The sequence below is a fragment of the Streptomyces griseorubiginosus genome (genome assembly GCF_001514195.1).
In the GTDB taxonomy this organism is placed as follows: domain Bacteria; phylum Actinomycetota; class Actinomycetes; order Streptomycetales; family Streptomycetaceae; genus Streptomyces; species Streptomyces griseorubiginosus.
On record NZ_KQ948740.1, the window covers coordinates 278,612 to 302,933 of the forward strand.

25 protein-coding genes are annotated in these 24,322 nt (G+C 72.2%); 9 read left to right on the forward strand and 16 right to left on the reverse strand.

Annotated features, from left to right (window positions below; translation table 11 throughout):
• Positions 1-17 precede the first annotated feature (17 nt).
• Entirely contained in the window at positions 18-434 is a 417-nt protein-coding gene (locus AQJ54_RS29295) for a nuclear transport factor 2 family protein (RefSeq protein ID WP_062032101.1), read from the forward strand.
• Here AQJ54_RS29295 and AQJ54_RS29300 read toward each other — a convergent pair whose 3' ends face one another.
• From AQJ54_RS29300 to AQJ54_RS29315, 4 genes are all read right to left on the reverse strand, one after another.
• Entirely contained in the window at positions 435-1,439 is a 1,005-nt protein-coding gene (locus AQJ54_RS29300; protein WP_062242215.1) for a serine/threonine-protein kinase, read from the reverse strand.
• On the reverse strand, positions 1,429-2,028 hold the full coding sequence (locus AQJ54_RS29305; protein WP_062032096.1) for an SH3 domain-containing protein: 600 nt from the start codon (positions 2,026-2,028) through the stop codon (positions 1,429-1,431). Before AQJ54_RS29305 ends, AQJ54_RS29300 begins: the two co-directional genes overlap by 11 nt.
• Before the next feature lie 7 nt (positions 2,029-2,035).
• Positions 2,036-4,369: an ABC transporter ATP-binding protein/permease gene (locus tag AQJ54_RS29310; protein WP_062242217.1), complete on the reverse strand. Its 2,334-nt coding sequence runs from the start codon at positions 4,367-4,369 to the stop codon at positions 2,036-2,038.
• A gap of 350 nt (positions 4,370-4,719) precedes the next feature.
• Complete coding sequence (locus AQJ54_RS29315) at positions 4,720-5,130, reverse strand: hypothetical protein (protein ID WP_062032091.1); 411 nt, start codon at positions 5,128-5,130, stop codon at positions 4,720-4,722.
• 331 nt (positions 5,131-5,461) lie between these two features.
• Here AQJ54_RS29315 and AQJ54_RS29320 point away from each other — a divergent pair, with 331 nt between their 5' ends.
• A complete protein-coding gene (locus AQJ54_RS29320) occupies positions 5,462-5,845 on the forward strand; it encodes a nuclear transport factor 2 family protein (protein WP_062032088.1) in 384 nt (127 codons plus the stop codon).
• Positions 5,846-5,932: 87 nt separating this feature from the next.
• On the opposite strand, the gene mgrA is transcribed toward AQJ54_RS29320, so the two are convergent.
• Entirely contained in the window at positions 5,933-6,928 is a 996-nt protein-coding gene (gene mgrA, locus AQJ54_RS29325; RefSeq protein WP_062242218.1) for an L-glyceraldehyde 3-phosphate reductase, read from the reverse strand.
• 130 nt (positions 6,929-7,058) lie between these two features.
• Here mgrA and AQJ54_RS29330 point away from each other — a divergent pair, with 130 nt between their 5' ends.
• The 3 genes from AQJ54_RS29330 (at position 7,059) to AQJ54_RS29340 (ending at position 10,220) form a co-directional block, all read left to right on the forward strand.
• Positions 7,059-7,937, forward strand: coding sequence for a LysR family transcriptional regulator (locus tag AQJ54_RS29330; protein WP_062032083.1), 879 nt, complete (start codon positions 7,059-7,061; stop codon positions 7,935-7,937).
• A 146-nt stretch (positions 7,938-8,083) separates the two neighbouring features.
• Positions 8,084-9,583: a carotenoid oxygenase family protein gene (locus tag AQJ54_RS29335; RefSeq protein ID WP_062242220.1), complete on the forward strand. Its 1,500-nt coding sequence runs from the start codon at positions 8,084-8,086 to the stop codon at positions 9,581-9,583.
• Between the two features lie 121 nt (positions 9,584-9,704).
• Entirely contained in the window at positions 9,705-10,220 is a 516-nt protein-coding gene (locus AQJ54_RS29340) for a mycothiol transferase (protein ID WP_062242441.1), read from the forward strand.
• On the opposite strand, the gene AQJ54_RS29345 is transcribed toward AQJ54_RS29340, so the two are convergent.
• The gene (locus AQJ54_RS29345; RefSeq protein ID WP_062242222.1) at positions 10,202-11,281 is read right to left on the reverse strand and encodes an adenosine deaminase; all 1,080 of its coding nucleotides are present in this window, start codon (positions 11,279-11,281) and stop codon (positions 10,202-10,204) included. The two genes, AQJ54_RS29340 and AQJ54_RS29345, sit on opposite strands and share 19 nt — an antisense overlap.
• A gap of 36 nt (positions 11,282-11,317) precedes the next feature.
• Positions 11,318-11,710, reverse strand: coding sequence for a VOC family protein (locus tag AQJ54_RS29350; RefSeq protein WP_062242224.1), 393 nt, complete (start codon positions 11,708-11,710; stop codon positions 11,318-11,320).
• A gap of 181 nt (positions 11,711-11,891) precedes the next feature.
• Here AQJ54_RS29350 and AQJ54_RS29355 point away from each other — a divergent pair, with 181 nt between their 5' ends.
• Positions 11,892-12,599 carry a dienelactone hydrolase family protein gene (locus AQJ54_RS29355; protein ID WP_062032072.1) on the forward strand — a complete coding sequence of 236 codons (708 nt, stop codon included), beginning with the start codon at positions 11,892-11,894 and terminating at the stop codon, positions 12,597-12,599.
• 77 nt (positions 12,600-12,676) lie between these two features.
• Here AQJ54_RS29355 and infA read toward each other — a convergent pair whose 3' ends face one another.
• Both infA and AQJ54_RS29365 read right to left on the reverse strand, forming a co-directional pair.
• Positions 12,677-12,901 (reverse strand): translation initiation factor IF-1, encoded by a 225-nt coding sequence (infA, locus tag AQJ54_RS29360; protein WP_030325761.1) that lies wholly within the window; start codon positions 12,899-12,901, stop codon positions 12,677-12,679.
• The gene (locus AQJ54_RS29365) at positions 12,898-13,689 is read right to left on the reverse strand and encodes a GNAT family N-acetyltransferase (RefSeq protein ID WP_062242226.1); all 792 of its coding nucleotides are present in this window, start codon (positions 13,687-13,689) and stop codon (positions 12,898-12,900) included. The genes infA and AQJ54_RS29365 overlap by 4 nt, the downstream gene beginning before the upstream one ends.
• Positions 13,690-13,984: 295 nt before the next feature.
• Here AQJ54_RS29365 and AQJ54_RS29370 point away from each other — a divergent pair, with 295 nt between their 5' ends.
• Entirely contained in the window at positions 13,985-14,440 is a 456-nt protein-coding gene (locus AQJ54_RS29370) for a pyridoxamine 5'-phosphate oxidase family protein (RefSeq protein ID WP_062242228.1), read from the forward strand.
• Between the two features lie 4 nt (positions 14,441-14,444).
• Here AQJ54_RS29370 and AQJ54_RS29375 read toward each other — a convergent pair whose 3' ends face one another.
• Positions 14,445-15,350 carry an oxidoreductase gene (locus AQJ54_RS29375; protein WP_062242230.1) on the reverse strand — a complete coding sequence of 302 codons (906 nt, stop codon included), beginning with the start codon at positions 15,348-15,350 and terminating at the stop codon, positions 14,445-14,447.
• A gap of 52 nt (positions 15,351-15,402) precedes the next feature.
• Positions 15,403-17,268, reverse strand: coding sequence for a sugar phosphate isomerase/epimerase and 4-hydroxyphenylpyruvate domain-containing protein (locus AQJ54_RS29380; RefSeq protein WP_062242232.1), 1,866 nt, complete (start codon positions 17,266-17,268; stop codon positions 15,403-15,405).
• A gap of 214 nt (positions 17,269-17,482) precedes the next feature.
• Here AQJ54_RS29380 and AQJ54_RS29385 point away from each other — a divergent pair, with 214 nt between their 5' ends.
• Complete coding sequence (locus tag AQJ54_RS29385) at positions 17,483-18,277, forward strand: IclR family transcriptional regulator (protein WP_062032060.1); 795 nt, start codon at positions 17,483-17,485, stop codon at positions 18,275-18,277.
• A 47-nt stretch (positions 18,278-18,324) separates the two neighbouring features.
• Here the strand turns inward: AQJ54_RS29385 and AQJ54_RS29390 are convergent, their stop codons facing one another.
• A complete protein-coding gene (locus tag AQJ54_RS29390) occupies positions 18,325-19,209 on the reverse strand; it encodes an NAD(P)-dependent oxidoreductase (protein WP_062242234.1) in 885 nt (294 codons plus the stop codon).
• A gap of 94 nt (positions 19,210-19,303) precedes the next feature.
• Positions 19,304-20,032, reverse strand: coding sequence for a tRNA-dependent cyclodipeptide synthase (locus AQJ54_RS29395; protein ID WP_246091239.1), 729 nt, complete (start codon positions 20,030-20,032; stop codon positions 19,304-19,306).
• A gap of 232 nt (positions 20,033-20,264) precedes the next feature.
• On the opposite strand from AQJ54_RS29395, the gene AQJ54_RS29400 reads away from it, so the two are divergent.
• On the forward strand, positions 20,265-21,167 hold the full coding sequence (locus AQJ54_RS29400) for an amidohydrolase family protein (protein ID WP_062242237.1): 903 nt from the start codon (positions 20,265-20,267) through the stop codon (positions 21,165-21,167).
• Between the two features lie 140 nt (positions 21,168-21,307).
• Here AQJ54_RS29400 and AQJ54_RS29405 read toward each other — a convergent pair whose 3' ends face one another.
• The 3 genes from AQJ54_RS29405 to AQJ54_RS29415 form a co-directional block, all read right to left on the reverse strand.
• The gene (locus AQJ54_RS29405; protein WP_062242238.1) at positions 21,308-22,630 is read right to left on the reverse strand and encodes an aldehyde dehydrogenase family protein; all 1,323 of its coding nucleotides are present in this window, start codon (positions 22,628-22,630) and stop codon (positions 21,308-21,310) included.
• Positions 22,631-22,730: 100 nt separating this feature from the next.
• Entirely contained in the window at positions 22,731-23,918 is a 1,188-nt protein-coding gene (locus tag AQJ54_RS29410) for an RNA polymerase sigma factor (protein ID WP_062242240.1), read from the reverse strand.
• Positions 23,918-24,274 carry a YciI family protein gene (locus AQJ54_RS29415; protein ID WP_062032043.1) on the reverse strand — a complete coding sequence of 119 codons (357 nt, stop codon included), beginning with the start codon at positions 24,272-24,274 and terminating at the stop codon, positions 23,918-23,920. The genes AQJ54_RS29410 and AQJ54_RS29415 overlap by 1 nt, the downstream gene beginning before the upstream one ends.
• Positions 24,275-24,322: the final 48 nt, after the last annotated feature.

Here is a 24,322-nt window from a genome sequence, read left to right on the forward strand (position 1 = left end):
GAGGAAGGGACGGACACATGGCGCTGACACTCGAGGACCGCCTTGCCGTCACCGAGTTGATCGCCCTGCACGGACACCTGGTGGACGCCGGGGAACTGGACCGGCTGGACGAGGTCTTCACCGAGGACGTCGGCTACGACCTGTCCGACTTCGGCCAGGGAGAGCTGTCCGGCCTGGCCGCGCTGCGGGAGGCGGCCCTGGTGCTGGGCGCGGGGAACCCGGTGGCGCACCACGTGACGAACGTGGTGGTCGAGGAGGTCGCCCCCGACCGGGTCCGCGCGCGTTCCAAGGGGCTGGGCGTCATGGCGAACGGCTCGTGCGGGTCGGTGACCTACGAGGACACCGTGGTCCGGGTCGGCACCGGGGTCTGGCGCATCAGCCACCGCACGCTACGAGCCCGCCGGGTGCCGCTGAACGGCCTTGGCCAGGGCTGACTACCGCTCCCTGACCACCGGCCGGGCCCAGTGGGGCGGTGGCTTCGGCCGTGTCTCCTCCGCCTGCGCGACCCGCACGGCGGCCTCCGCGTACGCGACCCGCGCGGCGGCCGCAGAGGGCCCGTGGTCGCCCGTCGCCGCCGAACGGAGGGCCGCGACGAAGGAGAGGCAGGAGTCGTGGCGGTCGGCCGGCGTCTTGGCCAGGGCTCTGGCGAAGACGTCGTCGAGGCCGGTGGGGAGGCCGGGGCGGGACCGGGAGATCGCCGGGGGTTCGTCGTACTGGTGGGCCCACAGCAGGGCCATGTCGTCGTCGCGGCGGAAGGGCGGGTGGCCGGTGAGGGTCTCGTGGACCACGCAGGCGAACCCGTAGACGTCGCAGCGGCCGTCGACCGGGCGGCCGGAGATCTGCTCGGGGGCCACGTAGTCGAGCGTGCCGACGAACTGGCCGACCGTCGTGAACCCGGTCAGCGACAGGGACTTCTTCGTGAGGCCGAAGTCGGTGAGGTAGGTGTGCTCGGGATGGTCGCTGTCGGTGCCGCGTGCGACCAGGATGTTGCCGGGCTTCACATCCCGGTGGACGAGCCCGTGCTCATGGGCCGCGTCGAGCGCGGAGGCGACCTGGGCGGCGATCCGCAGCGCGGTGGGAAGCGCCAACGGGCCCTGACGGTCCAGGAGATGACGCAGGTCGCTGCCGGCGACGTACCGCATGGCGATGTACAGCACGCCGTCCGTCTCGCCCGCCTCGAAGACGGGCACGATGTGCGGGTGGTCGATCGCGGCCGCCACCCGGGACTCGTGGCTGAAGCGGTTGCGGAAGGTGTCGTTGCGGGCGAGCTCGGGGGCCAGCAGTTTCAGCGCCACCGTGCGGTCCAGGCGCAGGTCCCGGGCCCGGTAGACGACGGCCATACCGCCCCGGCCGATCTCCTGCTCGATCCGGTAGCTCGCGACCTGTCGGCCGACCAGTTCGGAGGGACGGCCCGAGAAGAGGCTGGTCTCACGGGCCATCGCGCGTCACGACCTGCGTCGGAGGGTGCCCGCCGGGCTGCGCCACCTCGGTCGGGGGGTTTCCGTCGGCCTGCACCACCTCGGTCGGGGCGTGACCGCCCGCCTGCGGCCCCTCGTCGGTGGCGTAGGTGCTGAGCCGGGTGCCCTCCGCGTACACCCACCGCCCGTGTGCGGCGTCGTACAGCCACACGTCCTCCCCGTCGACGATCACCCCGATCCGCAGCCCCCGGGTGCGCCCGCGGAACGCCTCCCCGTCCAGCCCGCCGCCGGCCAGCTCCTCGACGGCGGCCCGGTAGCGGGCGAGGGCGTCGGAGGCGCGGGACAGCAGGGGGCGGGGGTCGGCGGCACGCGTGAGCGGGCCCTCGGGGGCGGGCGGGTCCTGCGGTACGGCGATCAGGAGGCGGCCGTCGACCCAGGCCGCCCAGCCGTTGGCGCACAGGACGTACGCCCAGTCGCCGCGCCGTTCCAGCAGCTGCACGGGCAGCAGCGGGTCCAGGGGGACGGTGGGGCGGGCCGGGTCGGGGACCTCCCAGGCGGGCATGCCGGGGCCGGGGACGACATGGGTGGGCCGGAACGCGGGGCTCGTCATGGGCGGCCTACTTCCGCATGACCGCGGGTTCGTGGCGGCGCAGCAGCCGCGAGACGACGTATCCGAAGAGCGCGGAGAGCACCACGAGCATGCCGATGTTCAGCAGCCACACACCCGCCGAGTGCTTGAACAGCGGGTCGCCGGTGAGGTCGCCGGGCACGATCCGGGCGAGTCCGATGGTGCCGGCCATCGCGCCGAGCGCCCAGCGCGAGGGCACCAGCCAGGACAGCTGCTCCAGGCCCGGCACGCCGTGGAGCTTCAGCAGGGCGCCGCAGAAGACCACTTGGACGATGGCGAGCAGGACGAGCAGCGGCATCGTCACCTCCTCCTTGCGCACCAGCGCGGAGACCAGCAGGCCGAGCATCATCGCCGTGAACGCCAACAGGGCGACGGCGATCGTGATTTCGACAAGGGGCGGCATCAACACACCTTCGCCGCCGGGCGCGTTGAGGTCGACGCCGAGCAGGGCGACCAGGGTCAGTACGACCGCCTGGACGACGGTGATCGTGCCCAGCACCACGACCTTCGACATCAGGTACGCCGATCTGGACAGGCCCACGGCTCGTTCGCGCTGGTAGATGACCCGCTCCTTCACCAGCTCGCGCACCGCGTTCGCGGCGCCGGTGAGGACGCCTCCGACGCAGAGGATGAGCAGTGCGTTCATCGCGGTGTCCTGGGTGAGCCGGCTGCCCGCGAGGGCCCGGGCCATGGCCCCCATGACGAACGGCAGGGCGATCATGATGGCGAGGAAGGTGCGGTCGGCGCTCAGGGCCGCGGCGTAGCGGCGGATCAGGGTGCCGAGCTGGGCGCCCCGGCTGCGGGGCCTCGGCGGCGGCGCGATGATGACCGGTTCCGAGCGTGGGGTGCGGGGCTGGGCGGTGGCCTCGGCGACGTACTGGTGCTGGAAGGCCGACAGCCGGAAGTCGCCCGCCCAGTCGCGGTCCTGGTCGCGTTCGAAGGCCTCGAAGGCCTCGGGCCACTGGGTGAAGCCGAAGTAGGACAGGGCGTCCTCGGGCGGGCCGTAGTAAGCGATCCGCCCGCCGGGGGCGAGGACCAGGAGGCGGTCGCAGACGTCGAGGCTCAGGACGCTGTGGGTGACCACGATGACCGTGCGGCCGTCGTCGGCCAGGCCGCGCAGCATGTGCATCACCGAGCGGTCCATGCCCGGGTCGAGACCGGAGGTCGGTTCGTCCAGGAAGAGCAGGGAGGGTTTCGTGAGCAGCTCCAGGGCCACGCTGACCCGCTTGCGCTGGCCGCCGGAGAGGCTGTGCACGGGCTGACCGGCGCGCTGCTCCAGACCGAGTTCCCGGATCACCTCGTCGACCCGTGCGCGGCGTTCGGCCTTCGCGGTGTCCTGCGGGAAGCGCAGTTCGGCGGCATAGGACAGGGCGCTGCGGACCGTCAGCTGGGCGTGCAGGATGTCGTCCTGCGGGACCAGGCCGATGCGCTGGCGCAGCTCGGCGTAGTCCCGGTAGAGGTCGCGGCCGTCGTAGAGGACGGTGCCGTGGTCGGCGGGGCGCTGGCCGGTGAGGGCGTTCAGGAGGGTGGACTTTCCGGCGCCGCTCGGGCCGACGACGGCGAGCAGGCATTTCTCGCCGACCGGGAAGGACACGTGGTCGAGGAGGGTCTTGCGGCCGTGGTCGACGGCGACCGTGAGGTCCTGTACGTCGAGGGAGACCTCGCCGGTGTCGACGTACTCCTGGAGGGTGTCGCCGACGAGGCAGAACGCCGAGTGGCCGATGCCGACGATGTCTCCGGGGCCGAGGGGGGCGCTGGTGACGGGGCGGCCGTTGAGGTAGGTGCCGTTGTGGCTGCCGAGGTCGACGATCTCGTAGCCGCCGTCGGGCAGGGCGCGCAGTTCCGCGTGGTGGCGGGAGACGACGAGGTCGTCGACCACGAGGTCGTTGTCGTCGGCGCGGCCGATGCGGACGGTGCGGGTGGGCAGCGGGCGTACGGCGGTGGGCTGCCGGAAGGTGCCGGTCAGGCCGGGCATCGACACGGCCGAGGGGCGCTCGGGGGTGGGCAGGCCCAGCAGGACCGCGCAGGGGCCGTCGGAGGGGCTGCCGAAGCGGATGACGCTGCCGGGGCCGACGTCCCATTCGTGGACGCGGCGGCCGTCGGCGTAGGTGCCGTTGGTGCTGTTCTCGTCCTCGAGGGTCCAATGGCCGGCCTCGGGTCGCAGCACCGCGTGGTGCCACGAGACCCGGGCATCGTCGATGACGATGTCGCTCAACGGGTCGCGTCCGACGTGGTAGTCGTGGCCCGGGCTCATCACCGTGGAGCCGGTGTCGGTCTCCAGGACAAGCTCGGGCGCCACCGACGCGACCGGCCGCTCCGCCATGCCAGAATTCTACCGATTCACCCCATTGGTCGCCTGGCGGGAGGGGGTGGGGGGCGGCTTGGCTGGTGCCGAGAGGTGTCGGGCGTCCAGGGGGTGCCGGTTCGGTTGTCGGGCGGCTGCGGGCCGGTGGGGCCCGGTCGCGCAGTTCCCCGCGCCCCTGGGTGGGTGAGGTGGGCGGCGTCGAGTCGAGCGGGTGGGAACAGGGACGAGATCGGCGCGGGCGGGGGACGGGACCCAATGCCGTACCGCAGGCCCGTACAGGTACGGACAGCGCGCCGGCGGCCGGAGCCGAGCGACGCGACCCGGCGAGCAGCAGCAACCCTATGACCCGTCCACCCAAGGGAGTTGGCTCAGGCCACCGGTGTGAACAGGGTGGACGCCGTGCGGTGCATTCTTACCGCGTCCACGGACTCCGCGAGGAGCTCGTACTCCGTGGTGTCGTCGCTCGCGGCGATCCGGATGAGCCGGCCGGCCGCCAACTCGTCGGCGACCAGGTCCTGTTGGACCGGATCGGCACACCAGGTCCGCATGACGGCGGGTACGTCGAGCACGGTGTCGGCGACCGGGGCGAGGGCGCCGGCGGGGAAGAACCCGGCCTCGGGCTGCGGGTCTAATCGGTCCGCGATCCAGGAGGCCCGGTCACGCAGCCACCACAGCGCGAGCGCCAGCGTGGGCGCGCGATAGGTCCCGAGGGGTACACCGATACGCCGCCCGTCACACATGCCGTACCCCGTGACATGGCACAGGAATTCGTCGTGCACGATCCACTCCCCCGCTTGCTCCGTTCGACTGTCGGCAGGGCCTCGCTTCCGTGCGGCTCATATGCTTTACGCGGCTCTTGCTGCTGTAAGTGACGGGCACTTCGCTCGATGTGAAGGTCCTGTCAGTCGAGTATGTTCACTACTGAAACAGTGTCACCACATCTTTTTGGCCAGTCTCTTGGCATATTCACCGGCGTCCGTGGCCGAAATCTGACGGGTACTCGTTCAAACGTCATGACCCCAGAAGTAATCGACGGCACAGGGCGACGCGGGCAGGGTGGTGACACCGGTTCCCACCAGCACAGACGACCTCGATGGAGGCTGATTCCCCATGCCCGCGAACACGGACCGTTACGAGAACGCCGTCGCCCGCTACTTCGAAGCCTGGAACGCACGTGAGCCGGAGGCCCGCACGAAGGCCGTCGCGGCCGCCTGGGCGACGGGCGGCACCTACACCGACCCGCTCGCCGACGTGGTCGGCCACGACGGCATCGCCGCGGTCGTCGCGGCGGCGCACGAGCAGTTCCCCGGCTTCGCCTTCCGCCTCACCGGGGCCGTGGAGGGCCATCACGACATCGCGCGCTTCTCCTGGGAGCTGGTGAACGAGACGGACGGGTCGGCACCCGTCGCCGGCTCCGACGTGATCACGCTGGCCGACGACGACCGGATCAGCTCCGTGCTCGGCTTCCTGGACCGGTTGCCCGCGGGCGCCTGAGGGCCGAGACGCAGAACGCACGACGAACGGGCACCGGCGTGCGGCCGGTGCCCGTTCGTCGTGTCGTTTGCCCCGCTCCGAGCGCGGTCAGCCCTTGACGATCGCGTCGATCCTGGCCAGTTCCTCCGCCTCGAAGTCCAGGTGGGCGATGGTGCCCACGCTGTCCTCGATCTGCTTCGGGCTGCTCGCGCCGACCAGGGCCGAGGTGACCCGCCCGCCGCGCAGCACCCAGGCCAGGGCGAGCTGCGCGAGGGTCTGGCCGCGGTCCTTGGCGAGGTCGTTCAGGGCGCGGAGCTTGGCCACCAGGTCCTCGGTGACCGCGTCCGAGTTCAGGAAGGGGCTGTCGCTCGCCGCGCGGGAGTCCTCGGGAATGCCGTCCAGGTAGCGGCCGGTGAGCAGGCCCTGCTCCAGCGGCGAGAAGACGATCGAGCCGGCCTGCACCTCGTCCAGCGCGTCCAGGACGCCCTCGTCCTCGGGACGCCGGTCCAGCATCGAGTAGCGGGGCTGGTGGATGAGGAGCGGGGTGCCCAGCTCGCCGAGGATGCGGGCGGCCTCACGGGTCTGCTCGGCGTTGTAGTTGGAGATGCCGACGTACAGCGCCTTGCCCTGCTGGACCGCGGAGTGCAGCGCGCCCATCGTCTCCTCCAGCGGAGTCTCCGGGTCGGGGCGGTGCGAGTAGAAGATGTCGACGTAGTCGAGGCCCATCCGGGTGAGGCTCTGGTCCAGCGAGGACAGCAGGTACTTGCGGGATCCCCACTCGCCGTACGGGCCGGGCCACATCAGGTAGCCGGCCTTGGTGGAGATGACCAGCTCGTCGCGGTAGGACGCGAAGTCGTCCTTCAATGCCTCGCCGAACGCGGACTCGGCGGCGCCGGGCGGCGGGCCGTAGTTGTTGGCGAGGTCGAAGTGCGTGACCCCGAGGTCGAAGGCCCGGCGCAGGATGGCCCGCTGGGTCTCGACGGTACGGTCCGCCGGACCGAAGTTGTGCCACAGGCCGAGCGAGATCGCGGGGAGCTTCAGGCCGCTGCGGCCGGTGCGCCGGTAGGGCATGTCCGCGTAGCGGTCGGGGTGTGCGGTGTACAACGCGACTCCAGAGGGGTTGACACGGAGGTCCTCGGATCCGTCCTCAGATCCTCCGCCCACTCTGTCGCGACCTCGGGCCATTGGTCCAACAGAAGAATGTGATGGAATTCAGCGGATAAGCTTCTCAATCATGGAACTGCGTCATCTCCAGCATTTCGTCGCGGTCGCCGAGGACCAGCATTTCACCCGGGCCGCCGAGCGGCTGCTCGTGTCCCAGTCGGGGCTGTCCGCGTCCATCCGCGCGCTGGAGCGGGAGCTCCAGACCCCGCTGTTCGTGCGGACCACCCGGCGGGTGACGCTCACCCCGGCCGGGCGGGCGCTGCTGGGCGAGGCCGAGCGGATCCTCGCCCAGGTGCGGTCGGCCCACGAGGCGGTCGCCGCGGTGCAGGGGGTCCTGCGCGGGACGCTCGCCATCGGCTCCGAGCAGTGTGTCGCCGGGCTGCATGTGGCGGGACTGCTCGCCGCGTTCCGGCGGCAGCACCCGGACGTGGAGATCTGTCTGCGCCAGGCGGGCTCGGCCGCGCTCGCCGAGGAGGTCGCGGCCGGTCGGCTCGATCTGGCGTTCGCCGTCCGGGCGGCCCAGGAGGACACCGACCAGCTGCGGGTCGTACCCCTGTCGAGCGAGCCCATGACCGTGCTGTGCCACCGCAGTCACCGGCTGGCGGCCGCCGGTGCGGCCGTGACGCCGGAGGACCTGGCCGGTGAGGTGTTCGTGGACTTCCATCCCGACTGGGGCCCGCGCCGCACCACCGACGCGGCCTTCGCCGAGGCGGGCCTGCGCCGGAACGTCACGCTGGAGGTCAACGACGTCCACAGCCTCCTCGACCTGGTCGACGAGAACCTCGGCGTGGCCGTCGTGCCGCAGCACTTCCGGCACAAGCGGCCGGCGCTGACGGCCCTGCCCGTCAAGGGCACCGGCGAGGCCGTGTACGAGACGGTCGCCCTGCTTCCGCCCCCGCAGGCGACCAGCCCGGCCGCCCGGGCGCTGATGTCCCTGCTGGAAGCCTGATGTCCGTACGGGAAACCTGACGCCCCCGCGGGAAACAGGGGGTCTGGGTACACCCCAGGACGGGCCCCACCCCTCCTGACCTGACCCGTCCCGCGCACCAGACTCGTGACCGTTCCCGAGCACAACTACGGTCAGGAGTAGGGAAGATGACGGACCCCACCCGACGCAACGTCCTGCGCGGCGCGGCAGCGATCACGGCGGCCGGAGCGCTCGTCGGCACCGGAGCCGGTGCTTCGCCCGCCGCGGCGGCACCCCGGGCAGCACGCCGCTTCCCCTTTCTGGAGGGGGCGTTCAAGCCCGTCACCGAGGAGCTGACGGCCTTCGACCTGCCGGTCACCGGCCGCATCCCGCGCGAGCTGAACGGACGCTATCTGCGCAACGGCCCGAACGCCCTGGGCCTGGAGGACCCGCGCGCCCATCACTGGATGCTGGGCGAGGGCATGGTGCACGGCGTGCGGCTGCGTGAGGGGCGGGCCGAGTGGTACCGCAACCGCTGGGTGCGTTCCTCCCAGGTGGCGAAGAAGCTCGGCGAGCCCTACCCGGGCCCGGTCCCGCCGGACGACTTCCCGTGCAACACCCATGTGATCCCCTACCGGGGGCGGATCCTCGCGCTTCAGGAGAGCGGGCCGCTGCCGTACGAGCTCGACGACGAGCTGAACACCGTGGGCACCTACGACTTCCGCGGCACCCTGGAGGGCGCGTTCACCGCCCACACCAAGTTCGACGCGCACGCCGGTGAGCTGCACGCCATCGCCTACTACCCGACCTGGGACCACGTCCGGCACCTGGTCGTCGACCCGGCCGGCCGGGTCGCGCGCAGTACGAGGATCCCGGTGGCGGACGCGCCGATGATCCATGACTTCGCGCTCACCGAGCACTACGTGGTGATCCTCGACATGCCGGTCACCTTCGACCCCGCGGGCGCCGAGCGCGGCGACGTCGTGCCGTACGTCTGGAACGACCGGCATCCGGCACGGATCGGTGTGCTGCCGCGCAAGGGCGGTGCGGTGCGCTGGTTCGAGGTGGACCCGGTGTACTACTCGCACACCCTCAACGCCTACGAGGAGGGTCCGAACCTCGTCATCGACACGACGAACTTCGACGGGCCGTTCCTCGTGGCGGGCAACGGCTCGGGCGGGCCGTACGGGCCGGGGACTCCGCGGCTGGACCGCTGGACGGTCGACCTGCGGCAGGGCCGGGTGCGGGTGCGGACCCTCGACGACCGGCCGCAGGAGTTCCCGCGGGTCAACGAGGCCCTGGTGTCCCGTCGGCACCGCTACGGCTACGCGGCCGCCGCCGCGGAGATGGCGGCCGCCTATCAGGCGGTCGACGGCCACCCGCCGCCCGACGCGGCGTTCAGCAACGCGCTCATCAAGCACGACCTGCTGCGCGGGACCACGCAGGTGCACCGGCTGCCCCGGGGCGCGGCGGCGAGCGAGGCGGTGTTCGTGCCGTCCGACGCCTGCGACACCCGGGCCGCCGAGGACGACGGATACGCCGTCGCGTACGTCCACAACCCGGATCGCGGGGCCTCGGACCTGCTGATCCTCTCGGCCCAGGACTTCACGGCCGAGCCGGTGGCCCGCATCCACCTCCCGGGCCGGGTGCCGCTGGGCTTCCACGGGAGCTGGATCCCGGACGCGTGAGACGACGGGTGAGACGGGGTGCGATCCCGGACGGGTGAGACGGGGTGCGGGCCGAGCGCAGCGGGACACGGGTTCGGATTTTGCGAGGCGGAACCCGGTGCGATGCGCGAGGGTGGACGTCATGCATGCAAAGGACATCCTCATCGACGGGTTCACCCGTATCCAGGAAGAAGTCCACGCCGTCGTCGAGGGCCTGCCCCTGGACGACCTCCACCACCGCCCCGGCCCCGACGCCAACTCGATCGCCTGGCTCGTCTGGCATCTCACCCGGGTCCAGGACGACCACGTGGCCGGCGCCTTCGGACTCGACCAGGTCTGGCTGACGCAGGACTGGGAGAAGCGGTTCGGCCTCGGCCTGAAGCCGCGTGACATCGGGTACGGCCACAGCTCCGCGCAGGTCGCGAAGGTGCGGGTCGACTCCGCGGACCTGCTGACCGGGTACTACGACGCCGTCCACGCCCAGAGTCTCGAAGCCCTGCGCGGGCTGAGCGCCGGGGATCTGGAGCGGGTCGTGGACGAGCGGTGGGATCCGCCGGTCACGCTGGGCGTCCGGCTGGTGAGCGTCATGTCCGACGATCTCCAGCACGTCGGACAGGCCGCCTATCTGCGGGGGCTGCTTCAGAGCGCGGCTTCGTAGCCCGGCAGGACGACGTCCTCGATGAGGGCCCTGCGCTCGTCGAACGGGATGAACGCGCTCTTGAGGGCGTTGACCGTGACCGTGCGCAGGTCCTCGACGGTCCAGCCCGCCTCCTCGACCAGGAGAGTCATCTCGCGGGTCATCGTCGTCCCCGACACCAGCCGGTTGTCGGTGTTGAGGGTGACCCGGAAGCCGAGGTCCTTCAGAGCCGTGATCGGGTGGTCGGCGATCGAGACGGCCGCACCGGTCTGGAGGTTGGAGGTCGGGCACATCTCCAGGGCGATCCGGCGGTCGCGGACCCAGCCCGCGAGCCGGCCGAGCTTGCCGCTCGCGAGGTCGGGGATGTCCTCGGTGATGCGCACACCGTGGCCGATGCGCTGGGCCCCGCAGACCTGAACGGCCTGGTGGATGCTGGGCAGGCCGTGGGCCTCGCCCGCGTGGATGGTGAAGGGCACGCTCTCGCGGCGCAGGTGCTCGAAGGCGGCGAGGTGGTCGGCGGGCGGGAAGCCGTCCTCGGCGCCCGCGATGTCGAAGCCGACGACACCGGCGTCCCGGAAGGCCACGGCCAGGTCGGCGGCCTCGCGGACCCGGTCGAACATCCGCATCCCGCACAGCAGGGTGCCGACCCGGACGGGGGTGCCCGCCGCCGCGGCCTTCGCCATACCGGCCGCGAGGCCCTCCTGGACGGTCTCGACGACCTCGGCCATGGCGAGTCCGCCGGTGGTGTTCAGCTCGGGGGCGTAGCGCACCTCGCCGTAGACGACACCGTCGGCGGCCAGGTCGAGGACGTACTCCTCGGCCGCGCGCAGCAGGCCCGCACGGGTCTGGAGGACGGCGAGGGTGTGCTCGAAGGTGGCTATGTAGCGCACCAGGTCGCCGGAGTTCGCGGCCTCGACGTACCAGGCGGCGAGCTCGTCGGGGTCGGTGGTGGGCAGGGTGTGGCCGACCTCGGCCGCCAGTTCCACGAGGGTGGCGGGACGCAGGCCGCCGTCGAGGTGGTCGTGCAGGACGGCCTTGGGGAGGGTGCGGATCGAAGCGGCGTCTATGCGCGTAGCGGTCATGGCGGGGTCTTTCCTCGAACAGGTGTGGCGGGAGGGTCAGGCGGTGGGCTGGAGCAGGTCCCAGCGGTTTCCGTACAGGTCCTGGAAGACGGCGACCGAGCCGTAGGGCTCGTGGCGCGGCTCCTCCAGGAAGGTCACGCCCGCGGCGAGCATCCGGGCGTGGTCGCCGGCGAAGTCGTCGGTGTGCAGGAAGAACCCGACGCGACCACCGGTCTGGTCCCCGACCCGGCCGCGCTGGTCCTCGTCCTTGGCGCGGGCCAGCAGCAGGTCGGTGCCGCCCTCACGGGCGTCCGGGCGCACGACGACCCAGCGGGAGCCGTCGGGGCGGGGGGTGTCCTCGACGAGCCGGAAGCCGAGGGCCTCGGTGTAGAAGCGGATCGCCTCGTCGTAGTCGTCGACGACGAGGGTGACCAGGGCGACGCGTCTCATCGGAGCCTTCCGGGAGGGGTGGTTGACGGGAGAGGTTATACGTAAAACGTGAGGGGCGCCAGTCTCTTCCTCCGGAGCCGCCGCAGCCGGGCAGGAGCGCGCGTGACAGGCTGGCGATCACCGCGGGGGCGTCAGCCCCGGCGCCCCCCACCACAGGTCTGCCGCACAGGAGTCGAGCACCGTGACCGAACTGCCGAAGTCGACCGGAGAACCCGCCCACCAGAACGTCACCTTCCCGAGCGGTGGCACCACCGCGCACGGCTATCTGGCGCTGCCGCCGGCCGGGAGCGGCCCGGGCGTCATCGTCATCCAGGAGTGGTGGGGGCTGACCGACCACATCGCCGACGTCGCCGACCGGCTCGCCGCGGAGGGCTTCGTCGCCCTCGCCCCCGACCTGTACGGCGGCAATGTCGCCCACGAGGACGCGGAGGCCCTGCGGATGATGCAGGCGCTCCCGGTCGGGCGGGGCGTGGAGCTGCTCTCCGGGGCGGTCGACCACCTGCTGTCGCTGCCCGAGGTGACCTCGGAGACCGTGGGCGCGGTCGGTTTCTGCATGGGCGGCGGATTCGTGCTGTACCTGGCCGCGGCCGACCCACGGGTGAGCGCGGCCGTGCCGTTCTACGGGGTGATCCAGGGCGAGCTGCCCGACTTCTCCGGGCTGCGGGCGGAGATCCTGGGCCACTACGGCGAACTCGACGAGAGCATCCCGGCGGAGCACCTGGACGCCCTGCGCGAGACGGTCCGCGAGCAGTCCGGGATCACTCCCGACCTGCGCATGTACCCGGCCGGCCACGCCTTCTTCAACGACGGCCGCCCGGTCCACGACCCCGAGTCCGCCGCCCTGGCCTGGCAGCGCACGGTGCCCTTCCTGCACGAGCGGCTGGGCTGAGCCCGACGGGGCTCCGGCCGGGCGGACGCCCCGACCGGAGCCCCGGGTTCAGCTGCTGCCGGGGATGCCGACCGGCGTCAGTTCCGGTACCGGAAGACGATCCGGCCGCGGCTGAGGTCGTACGGCGGGAGCTCCACCAGGACCCGGTCCTCCAGCATGATCTTGATGTAGTGCTTGCGGATCTTCCCGCTGATGTGCGCGAGCACCTGGTGGCCGTTCTCCAGCTCCACGGTGAACATGGCGCTGCGCAGGCACTCGACGACCCTGCCCTCGACCTCGATGACGTTCTTGTCCTTGGTCATCGCACCAGCTCCAGGTTGCTGCTCGCCGGGCGGGCGCCGACGCTCTCGAACAGTGCGGAGGCCGCCCGGTTGGTCTCCTGGACCTCGGCCCAGGCCTCGGCGTACCCCGCGCGGTGCAGCGCTCCCAGGGCGTGGGCCAGCAGGGCCCTGGCGACCCCGCGCCGCTGCGCGCCGGACCGGACCGCGAGCAGCCCGATGCGCGGCCGGATCACCGTCACCACCCGGATCAGTCCCAGGTAGCCGTCCGGTGCCGCGGCCACCGCGTACTTCGACGGGTCGACGACGGTGTCGCCCTCGGGGAAGGGGATCACCTCCGCGGGCATCGACTGCCAGCCGGGTCCCGCCTCCACCTCCTCGCGGATCGCCCGGTCCACCGCTCGCAGCAGACCTTCGTCCGCCTCACCGGCCGGCACGATCGTCACGCCGGGTGGCGGAAGGACTTCTCCGAGCCCGGTGAGACGCGGGTCGGTCGGCACGGCGAACTCGGCTTCCCGACGACGGACGGTGAACCCGGCTCGCAGCCAACGGGCCGTCAGTTCCGTGTCGGCTTCGTCGACGACCGTGTACAGCGGTGCCGGAAGTGCCACCTGCATCGCCTCGGCGAGCCGGTCGAAGGGGGTGTCGTGCCAGGCGTCGATGCTGACGAACAGGCGTCCGTCGGGCCGGTGCAGGGCATGCCCGCGGCCGACCACCAAGTCGTCGTCCAGGGCGTGCCATTGCCCGTCGGCGACACGGGTGACCGTCACCGCGTGCTCGCTCGGACGGGTGGTGAAAGGCTGTGTGTTCATCGGAGTCTCCCTCCAGGAGTGCCTCGATCTCAGGCGCTCCCGGCGACACCGAACGTCAGCCGCCGGACCGTGACGGAGTGAGGGAGCACCCACGGGTAACTGTGTTCACGGGGCTCACCTCCCTACGACGATTCACGATCCACCGGGAACCTAGCAGCGTCGCGCCACCGCGCTCAAAGTCTTTTTGCCGTCAGCCTCTTCGGATGAGCGCAGACCTCCTCCCGCGGGCTCGGTCGGAGGTCGTAGGGCCCGGGACCGAGGCGCCGGTGACCGGGTCACCGGTAGCGTCCCGCCCATGACGATCACCGAGAGCCGCACCCCCGAGCAGCGCAAGCGCGACGTACTGGCCCGCCTGGAGCGGGAGACGGACATCTGGGTGGCCTCCGCCGACGCCGAGGGGCTGCCCTGTCTGGTCGCGCTGTGGTTCGTCTGGCACGACGGGTGCGTGTGGCTGTCCACCCGGATCACCAACCCCACGGGCCGCAATCTGCGCGACGGCGGCCGCACCCGCCTGGCCTTCGGGGACACCCAGGACGTCGTGCTCATCGACGGTGACGTGCGGACCTACGGCGGCCAGGAAGTGCCGGCCGCGGCGCTCGACGCCTTCCTGGCGAAGCACGGCTGGGATCCGCGCGAGGACAGCGCCTCCTACGCCTTCTTCGAGGTGCGCCCGCGCACGGTGCAGGCCCTGCACGGCATACACGAGATGCGCGGGCGGCACATCATGAAGGACGGCACCTGGGTCGTCTGACGGCTCAACCCGCCTTGCGATGGAGCGAGTCGAGCGTGCCGAGTTCGTCGTCGGTGAGCCGGAGCGCGCCCGCCGCGACGTTCTCGGCCAGGTGGTCCGGGTTGCCGGTGCCGGGGATGGAGAGGACGTGCGGGCCCTGGGCGAGGGTCCAGGCCAGCCGGATCTGGGCGGGGGTGGCGCCGTGCGCCTCGGCGATCGCCAGGACCGCCTCGTCGTGGCCGGTGGTGGCTCCCTGCTCGCCGCCCTCGCCCGCGATGGCGTAGAACGGCACGAAGGCGATGCCCTGTTCGCCGCAGATCCGCAGCATCTCTTCGGTGCCGGGGTTGCCGGAGCCCAGCCCGAACCGGTTCTGGACGCAGACCACGGGCGCGACGGCCTGCGCCTCGGCGAGGTGGCGGGGTGAGACGTTCGAGATGCCGAGGTGCCGGATCAGTCCCTTCTCCCGCAGCTCTGCCAGTGCCCCGAAGTGCTCGGCGATCGAGTCCTGCCCCATCCGGCGCAGGTTGACCACGTCGAGGTGGTCGCGGCCGAGCTGACGGAGGTTCTCCTCGACATGGCCGCGCAGGTCCTCCGGCCGGGCCGAGGTCCCCCACTCCCCCGACCAGTCCCGGTACGGCCCGACCTTGGCGACGATGACGAGGTCGTCGGAGTACGGGGACAGCGCGCTGTTGATGATCTCGTTGGCGGAGCGCAGCGAGGAGAAGTAGAAGGCGGCCGTGTCGATGTGGTCGACGCCGAGCTCGACCGCTCTGCGCAGCACCGCCACGGAGCGCTCGCGGTCGCTCGGGGTGCCGAGGTGGAAGGCCGCGCTGCCGGTCAGCCGCATCGCGCCGAAGCCGATGCGGTTGACGGTGAGATCGCCGAGTGTCCAGGTGCCTGCCGCGTCCGCGGTGATCGTTTCGGAGGTCATCGACGGATGATGGCACACCCGGGGCCCGCGATCGGTGCCCCTTCCCGAACTCCTACCTGCGCTGCGCGGCCAGCCGGACGGGCGCGTTGGCCGCGCCGAACCCGCGGTAGCCGCCGGAGCGTTGCACGAACTCGAAGAACACCTGCCCGACCGTCTCGGTGTAGCAGTGGCGGAACTCCCCGCCCTGCTCGTCGCGGTCGTAGAGGATGCCGAGTTCACGGTAGGTCTCCAACTCCCCTTCCGGGACGTCGAACCGGGCCTCCAGGTCGTCGTAGTAGTTGGCGGGGATCCGCAGCAGCCGCGCCCCGGCCGCACGGAAGCCGCGGACCGCGGCGACGAGGTCGTCGACGGCGAAGGCCACGTGCCGGGCGCGCGTTCCGCCGTCCTCCTCCGGGGAGGGCGCGAGGTTGAGGACGAGTCGGGGCCCGTCCTCGTCGCTGGAGGCGGACAGGGCCCGGCTGCGGAACAGGCCGTAGGGGTCGGCGAGTTCGACGGTGTCGTGGGGGCTCAGGCCGAGGACCGTGCGGTGGAACAGCACGGCTTCGTCGAAGTGGTGCCAGGGCTGGGTGAAGGCGAGGTGGTCGATCGCCGTGCGGTCGGCGGGGGTGCTGTCCGGCGTACGGTTGGCGGGGGCGCGGTCCGCCGTGCGGTCTGCCGTGGCGTTGTCCGCCGTGCGGTCTGCCGTGGCGTTGTCCGCCGTGCGGGTGAAGTCGTCGGTCCAGCTGGGGAGTTCGGGGCGGCCGGTGGCGCAGAAGAGGACTTCGGTGCCGTCCGGGGCGGCGATGGACTCCAGGGGGACGTCCTGTGCGCTCCGGCGCTTCGGCAGGGCGGGGGCGAGCAGGGCTTCGGCGCGGCGGGCGGAGGCTTGCGGATCCGCCGTCTCCAGGCCCACGGCGGCCAGCGCGGTGTCCGTACGGCGGCCTGCGGCGCCCGCGTTGACCAGGACCCTGGCCTCGTCCCGCGCCCAGAGGTCGACCGGCTTGCCGTGGTGGCGGGCGGTGCGGGTGAAGCCGAGGGCCGTGAGGAGTGCGCCGACGGGCTCGGGGTCACTGGTGGCGAGTTCGGCGAAGGCGACCCCGGAGGGGACCACCGGGGCCGGGAGCGGCAGGACCCCGGCGGTCTCCTCCAGGGCGAGCAGGGAGCGCAGGCCGTCCAGGGCGGTACGGCCCGCGTCCGCCTGGCGGAACACGTCGTTGAAGACCTCCAGGGACAGGGGGCCCGCGTACCCGGCGTTCAGGACGTGCCGCAGGAGTCCGGCGACGTCGAGGCCGCCCTGGCCGGGGAAGCAGCGGTGGTGGCGGCTCCACTGGAGGACGTCCATGGCCATGCGGGGCGCGTCGGCGAGCTGGAGGAAGAAGATCTTCTCGCCGGGGATGTCCTCGATGCCCTTGGGGTCGGAGCCGCGGGAGAGGATGTGGAAGCTGTCCAGGCAGGTGCCGAGCGCCGGGTGCCCCGCGGCCTCGACGATGCGCCAGGCGTGGTCGTAGGTGCTGACGTGCCGCCCCCACGCGAGCGCCTCGTAGGCCACCCGGACACCGGACTCCCGGGCCAGGTCGGCGAGTCGGCTCAACTGCTCGGCCGCGAGGGAGTCGTCGTTCACCGCCCGCGGGGACACGCTGGAGCAGACGAGGACGGTGTCGGCGCCGAGCCTGCGCATCAGCTCGAACTTGTGCCGGGCGCGCCTGAGGTTGCGGACGAAGTCCTCTTCGGGGACGGCCTCGATGTCCCGCATCGGCTGGTAGAGGTCGATGCTCAGGCCCAGGTCGGCGGTGCGGGCGGCGATCTCCTCCGGGGTGAGGGGGCTGGCCAGGAGGTCGTTCTCGAAGATCTCGACCCCGTCGAATCCGGCGCGGGCGGCGGCGGTGAGTTTCTCGGTGAGGGTGCCGCTGAGGCAGACGGTGGCGATGGACTTACGCATGGTCGCTCCCTGTCACTGAGACTCCCCGATGGACCGCTAGACGGTTCGTTCGATCCACTGTGCGGTCAGCTTAGGACGTGTGGGGCGTCCGAACAAGGGAGCTGGATCCCCTCCATCAGGGGAGTCGACGGGGATTTCCGGTGTCGCGCGGTTTGCTGGGTCCGCAGAGCGGACTACGGTCGGACCATCAGCGGACGCGGCGGGGAGGCAGTGGGTGAGCGACGGACGGACGCGGGCGGAGGGTGAGCCCGACCAGCAGTCGGGCGGGGTGCGCAGTGTGCGGCGGGCCTTCGACATCCTCACGCTGCTGACCGAGGACCGGCCCGTGATCACCCTGCGGGAGATCACCGAGGCGACCGGGCTCGCCAAGACGACCGCGCTGCGGCTGGTGCAGACCCTGGAGGAGTCCGGGCTGCTGGGCGCGCACCCGTCCGGCTACACCGCGGGGCCGGCCCTGTGGCGCTGGGCCTATCTGGCGCGCGGCCAGTGGGAGGTGCCGCAGGAGACCCGCAAGGTGATGCGGGACCTCGCGGACCGGCTGGGCGAGACCGTCAACCTCTTCGTGGCCCGGGGCGTCCACCGGATCTGCGTGGCCCACGAGGAGAGCCCGCACCCGCTGCGCCATGTCGTGGACGTGGGTGACGAGCAGCCCCTGTGGGCCGGAGCCTCCTCGAAGATCCTGCTGCGGGACGCCTCGGAGACCTTCCTGCGCCGGGTCGCGGCCACCTCACCGCAGGGCGAGGAGCAGGCCGGGCGCCTGCGGACCTGGGCCGCGGAGGCCGCCGAGCGCGGGTACGCCGTCAGCAGCAGCGAGTTCGACGAGGGGCTCACCGCCGTGGCGGTCCCCGTCACCGGCCGCACGGGCAGGGTCGTGGCCTCCCTCTCCGTGAGCGGGCCCAGCCACCGCTTCCCGTACGAGGCGGTGGAGCGGTTCGCCGGCGAGCTCGCGCAGGGCGCCCGGCTCATCTCCGACCAGGGGTTCAGTCACCCGCTGAGCAGCGAGATCTGACCCGAGGGCCCTCTCTGTCGCCGTCGACGAGGGGCCCTCCGCCCCGCTCACGCCTTCTCGTCGAAGCTGGCGAAGTACGCGGCCGCCATGTCCTCGTCGCCGTGCCCCTGCGCGGCGGCACGCTCGAAGCGTTCCGCGCTCGCGGCGGCCACGTCCAGGCGTACGCCGCCGCCCGCACCCGCCTCGACGATGAGACGGGCGTCCTTGGCGGCGGTGGAGACCGCGAACTGGGCCGGGGACAAGCGGCCCTCCAGGATCAGCCCCGACTTCGCGCGCAGGTAGCCCATGTCGAGCGGTCCGCCGTCGATGGCGTCGAAGAAGCCCTGCGGGTCGACGCCGAGCGCCTTGGCCAGGGCGAGCGCCTCCCCCGCCGCGTTGGTCACCGACAGCACCCAGCTGTTGGCCACCAGCTTCAGCCGGGTCGCACTGCCCTCGGCCCCGTCCTCCCCGGTCCACACCGTGCGCGCGCCGACGGCGTCGAACACCGGCGAGACCGTGTCCCGGGCGGCGACCGGTCCGGCCGCGAGGACCAGCAGCTGACCGGCCTCGGCGGGCTGGCGGGTGCCCAGCACGGGGGCGTCGAAGAAGACCAGTTCACGCTCGCGGGCGAAGGCGGCCAGGTCGGAGATCGCCTCGACGCCCGCGGTGGTCGACTGCACCCAGGCGACGCCCGGGCGCAGTCCCTCGGCCGCCTGGCGCATCACGTCCAGGGCCGCGGGGCCGTCGTACAGCATGGTCAGGACGACGTCGGCGCCCCGGACCGCCTCGGCGGGGCTGTCGGCGATCGCGACGCCGTCCTCGGCCAGCGGCCGCGCCTTGTCGGGGCTGCGGTTCCAGGCGCGGACGGTGTGTCCGGCACGGGCCAGGTTGCGGGCCATGGCGGCGCCCATGATGCCGGTGCCCAGGACGCTCACGGTGAGTTTGTCGGTCATGACGTCAACTCTCTGCGGGGGTGCGGTGGTGCTGTCCGGTGTCGAGCTTGCCGGAAGCGGCGCGGGACGGCACACCCCGGGTCCCGGTGCGTCGTCAGCGTGCCGCCGGGAGCGGCTCGACGGTGACGAAGCCCTGGGTGTCCGCGGCCGGGAGCTGGGCGTCCGGGCCGTAGAGGAAGCCCGCGAGGGCCGGGGTGGCCCGGTAGGCGAAGACGGACGCCGGGACGCCGAGGATGCCCGGGGTGTCCAGGAGGAAGGGCAGCTCGCTGTCCAAGTACTCCGCACCTGCTGTCAGTTGGTCGGCGGTCGGGGTCCAGTCGGCGGGCATCGTGGTGCGCAGGACGCCGGAGACCATGCGGGTGCAGGTGGCGTGGAAGGCGGGCTGTTCCCGGTGGGCGCGGGCGATGCGCTCACGGGCGGCCCGGTACGCGGGGGTGTCGTGGAAGTCGTGGAACTGCGCGACGCGGAGGCGGTCGGGGTCGAGTCGCGCGGAGTCCACGGCTCGGGCGACGCGGTTGGCCGTCTGGCGTACGTCGCGGTGGGCGCGGGCTCGGGCGTGCCGGGGTTCGTAGCCGCGGCCGAGGTAGGTGCAGGCGACGGTGTCGGTGCCGGGGTGGGCGATCTCGATCCGGGTGAAGCGGGCGGCGGCCCAGTGCAGCAGCGCGACGAGCCGGTCCTCGGAGAACCAGCCGTTGCCGGGGCTGATCCCGAGGAACACGTGGTGCCCGGCCGCGACGAGGCCCGTGCAGCGCTCGGAGAACGGGGTGGCGACGAAGCCGTCGCCTCGGTGGCCCTCGACCGAGGGTGTCCAGGTCGTCGGCATCGCCCACTCGTGCATCGTCGCCCCCCGTGTCCCGCAGTGCCGCACTCGTCGCCTTCGAGAGCTCGCGGCCTTCGCCGGCTCGTCGCCTTCGAGGGTAGGAGAGCCGGTGGGCGCGTCGGCTCCGCCGCCGGGGAACTCCCGCGGATGGGCGAACGGCATGTGACGCACGCCTCACCGCGCCGCCCGCGGAAGGTCTCGCCTCGTCGGCCGCTCAGGGCGGAGGGTGGGCGGCATGAACGATCACCGCGTGGCGCCCGTCAGCGAGGAGGCCGGTGAGGTGCGGCGCTTCTGGGAGCGCCTCGGCCTGCCGGGGCTGGTAGACGTCCACACCCACTTCATGCCCGAGCGTGTCCTGCACAAGGTCTGGGACTACTTCGACTCCGTCGGACCGCTCACCGGCGGCATGGAGTGGCCGATCACCTACCGCACGGAGGAGGCGGAACGCACGGCCGTCCTGCGGGAGTTCGGCGTCCGGGCCTTCACCGCGATGCTGTACCCCCACAAGCCCGGCATGGCCAGGTGGCTGAACGGCTGGGCCGCCGACTTCGCCGCCCGCACCCCGGACTGTCTGCACACCTGCACGCTCTACCCCGAGCCGGACGTCGAGGCCTATGTCCAGGAGGCATTGGAGGCGGGCGCGCGGGTGTTCAAGGCCCATGTGCAGGTGGGCGGCTACGACCCGGCCGACGACCTTCTCCACCGGGCCTGGGGCCTGCTGGCCGAGGCCGGTGTCCCGGTGGTGATCCACTGCGGGTCCGGGCCCGCACCCGGCAAGCACACCGGCCCCGAGAACATCGCGCGGGTGCTGGCGAGGCACCCGGGGCTGCGGCTGATCGTCGCGCACATGGGGATGCCGGAGTACACGGAGTTCCTGGACCTCGCCGAGCGGTACGAGGAGGTGCGGCTGGACACGACCATGGCGTTCACCGACTTCACCGAGGCGTTCATGCCGTTCCCCGCCGCGGAGCTGCCCCGGCTCACCGCGCTCGGCGACCGGGTGCTGCTCGGCTCCGACTTCCCCAACATCCCCTACGCCTACCTGCACCAGCTCAGGTCGCTGGAGCGGCTCGGACTGGGCGACGCCTGGCTGCGGGCGGTGTGCCACGACAACGCGGCGGACCTGTTCGGCCTGTGACACCGCCCGCGCTCACTGGTCGGCCGACTCGGCCTGTGACACCACCCGCGGTCGGCGTTCGGACGATTCGGCCTGTGACACCGCCCGCGGTCGGGGTTCAGAGGATTCGGCCCGGCACACCGCCCGCTCCCGGCGGGCGGTCAGACGAGCGGCTTCTCCAGGATCGCCTTTCGGTGGCTGAAGGTCTCGATGGAGTACCGGCCGTGGTAGTTGCCCATGCCGCTCTCGCCCACTCCGCCGAACGGCAGGTCGGAGACGGTGAGATGGGCGAGCGGGAGACCGTAGCCGAGGCCGCCGGAGGAGGTCTCGTCGGCGATGCGGCCGCGGGTGGTGTCGGAGTCGGTGAACACGTACAGCGCGAGCGGCTTGTCGCGGTCGTTGATGAAGTCGATGGCGGCGTCGAGGCCGTCGACGGTGACGATCGGCAGGATCGGGCCGAAGATCTCCTCCCGCATGACCGGCGCCTCGGGGTCGACGTCGGCGAGGACGGTGGGTGCGATGTACTTGGCTGTCCGGTCGCTCTCGCCGCCGACGACCGTGCGGCCGGAGTCCAGCAGGCCGGTGAGGCGGTCGAAGTGCCGTTCGTTGATGATGCGGCCGTACTCGCCGGAGGCGGCCGGGTCGGTGCCGTAGAGCGTCTCGACGGCCTTCACGAACAGGGGTTCCAGGGTGGCGGCGGTCTCCGGGTCGGTGAGGACGTAGTCGGGGGCGACGCAGGTCTGTCCGGCGTTGAGGAACTTGCCGCGGACCAGCCGGTCGGCGACCACGGCGAGGTCGGCGTCGCGGTCGACGAACGCCGGGGACTTGCCGCCCAGTTCGAGGGTGACCGGGGTGAGGTGCTCGGCGGCGGCGCGCAGGACGATCCGGCCGACCGTGCCGTTGCCGGTGTAGAAGATGTGGTCGAAGCGCTCGGCGAGCAGGGCCGTGGTCTCGGGGACACCGCCCTCGACGACGGCCACCGCGTCGGTGTCCAGGTAGGCGGGGACCAGCCGGGCGATGGCCGCGGAGGTGGCGGGGGCCAGCTCGCTCGGCTTGGCGACCACGGCGTTGCCCGCGGCGAGGGCGCCGACCACGGGGGCGAGCAGCAGCTGGGCCGGGTAGTTCCAGGGGGCGATGACGAGGACCACGCCGAGCGGGTCGTACTGCGTCCACGCGGTGGCGTCGGCGCCCAGGTGCGCCGGGACCGGCGCGGACTCGGGGCGCAGCCAGTCGGTGAGATGGTCCAGGGTGTGGTCGATCTCGCGGATCGTGAAGTCGATCTCGGTGCGGAAGGCCTCGGTGGAGCTCTTGCCCAGGTCGGCGTGGAGGGCGGCGGCCAGTTCCGTGCCGTTCTCCGTGAGCAGCTCGCGCAGGCGGCGCAGCTGGGTCGTGCGCCATTCGACGGGCTTGGTGCGGCCGCTGCGGAAGGTGGCGCGCAGTCGGGCGACGACGTCGGCGGGCTGCTCGGGGGCGGGGTGGTTCACGGGTGCCTCGCTGGGGTGCGCGGGCCTTGCGGCCTGGGTCTCGACGGTCAGATGTATATTGCAACCTTTTCGGGTCGGAGGAAATTCCGGGCCGCCTTCGCTACTTTCCGTGACGGCTCGGCAGCCCCTGCCGCCGTCCCTCCAGGTACGCGCGTTCCGCCGGGTTCTCGGTGAGCTCGGCGGCCCTCGCGTAGGCGTCCGCGGCCTCCGCCCCGCGGTCCAGGCGGCGCAGCAGGTCGGCCCGGACGGCGTGCAGGACGTGGTAGCCGTCGAGGTCGAGGGCGTCGACGAGGGCGAGCGCCTCGGCCGGCCCGTCCGTCTCGGCCACGGCGACCGCGCGGTTGAGGGCCACCACCGGACCGGGAGCCACGGCCATGAGCTGGTCGTACAGCCGGCGGACCTGGTCCCAGTCGGTCGGCGGCTCGCTGTGCACGGCCTGGATGGCCGCCTGGATCTGGTACGGCCCGGGCCGGTTCCGGCGCAGACACCGCCGTACGAGCGACTGGCCCTCGGCGATCAGCTCCCGGTCCCAGCGGGTGGGGTCCTGTTCGGACAGGGGGACGAGGGCGCCCGTGTCGTCGGTGCGGGCGGCTCGGCGGGACTCGATGAGCAGCATCAGCGCGAGCAGGCCGGTGGCCTCGGGTTCGTCCGGCATCAGTTCGGTCAGCAGCCGGCCCAGCCGCACGGCCTCCTCGCACAGCTCGGGCGTGCCGCCGTAGCCCTCGTTGAAGATCAGGTAGACCACGGCGAGGACACCGCCCAGCCGGTCGGGCAGGTCGGCGTCGCGGGGCACGCGGTACGGGATGCGGGCGTCGCGGATCTTGGCCTTGGCGCGGACCAGGCGCTGGGCCATGGTCGGTTCGGGGACCAGGAAAGCGCGGGCGATCTGCGCGGTGGTGAGACCGCCGAGCAGCCGCAGGGTGAGGGCGACCCGGGCCTGGGGCGCGAGCGCGGGGTGGCAGCAGGTGAAGAGGAGCCGGAGCCGTTCGTCGCGCACGGGGCCCTCCTCGGGCGGCGGGTCGGGGGTGTGCAGCAGGGCGGCCTCGGTGTGCCGGGCCTCGCGGGTGGACTCTCTGCGCAGCCGGTCGACGGCGCGGTTGCGGGCGGTGGTGATGATCCAGCCGGCCGGGCTGGGCGGCACTCCGGTCTCCGGCCAGCGCCGGACCGCCGTGGCGAAGGCGTCCTGGACCGCTTCCTCGGCGAGGTCGATGTCACCGAGGAAGCGGACCAGGACGGCGACCGCGCGGCCGTACTCCGCGCGGAAGACCGCCTCGATGTCGAGGGTCATCAGTCCTCGGACTGGTGCTGGAAGGGGCGCACCTCGATGGGCAGGGTGGTCGCCAGTGCCGCCTTGCGACCCCACTCCAGGGCCGCGTCGAGGTCCGGCGCCTTCACGATGCACAGGCCGCCGAGCTGTTCCTTGCCCTCGGCGTACGGTCCGTCGGTGATCAGGACGTCGCCGTCGCGGGGGCGCAGCACGGTCGAGGCGTCGGGTCCGTGCAGGCCTCCGGCGAAGACCCAGGCGCCGGCCTCGTGCAGCTCCTGGTGGAAGACGTCGAGCCGCTTGCCGATCTCGGCCATCACCTCGGGCGGCGGCAGCTCGTCCCAGCCGGGCTGCATGACGTTGAGCAGGTAGTACCCCATGGCGTTCTCCTCCTGTGAGCTTGTCTCACCTCCTACACGAACGCCACA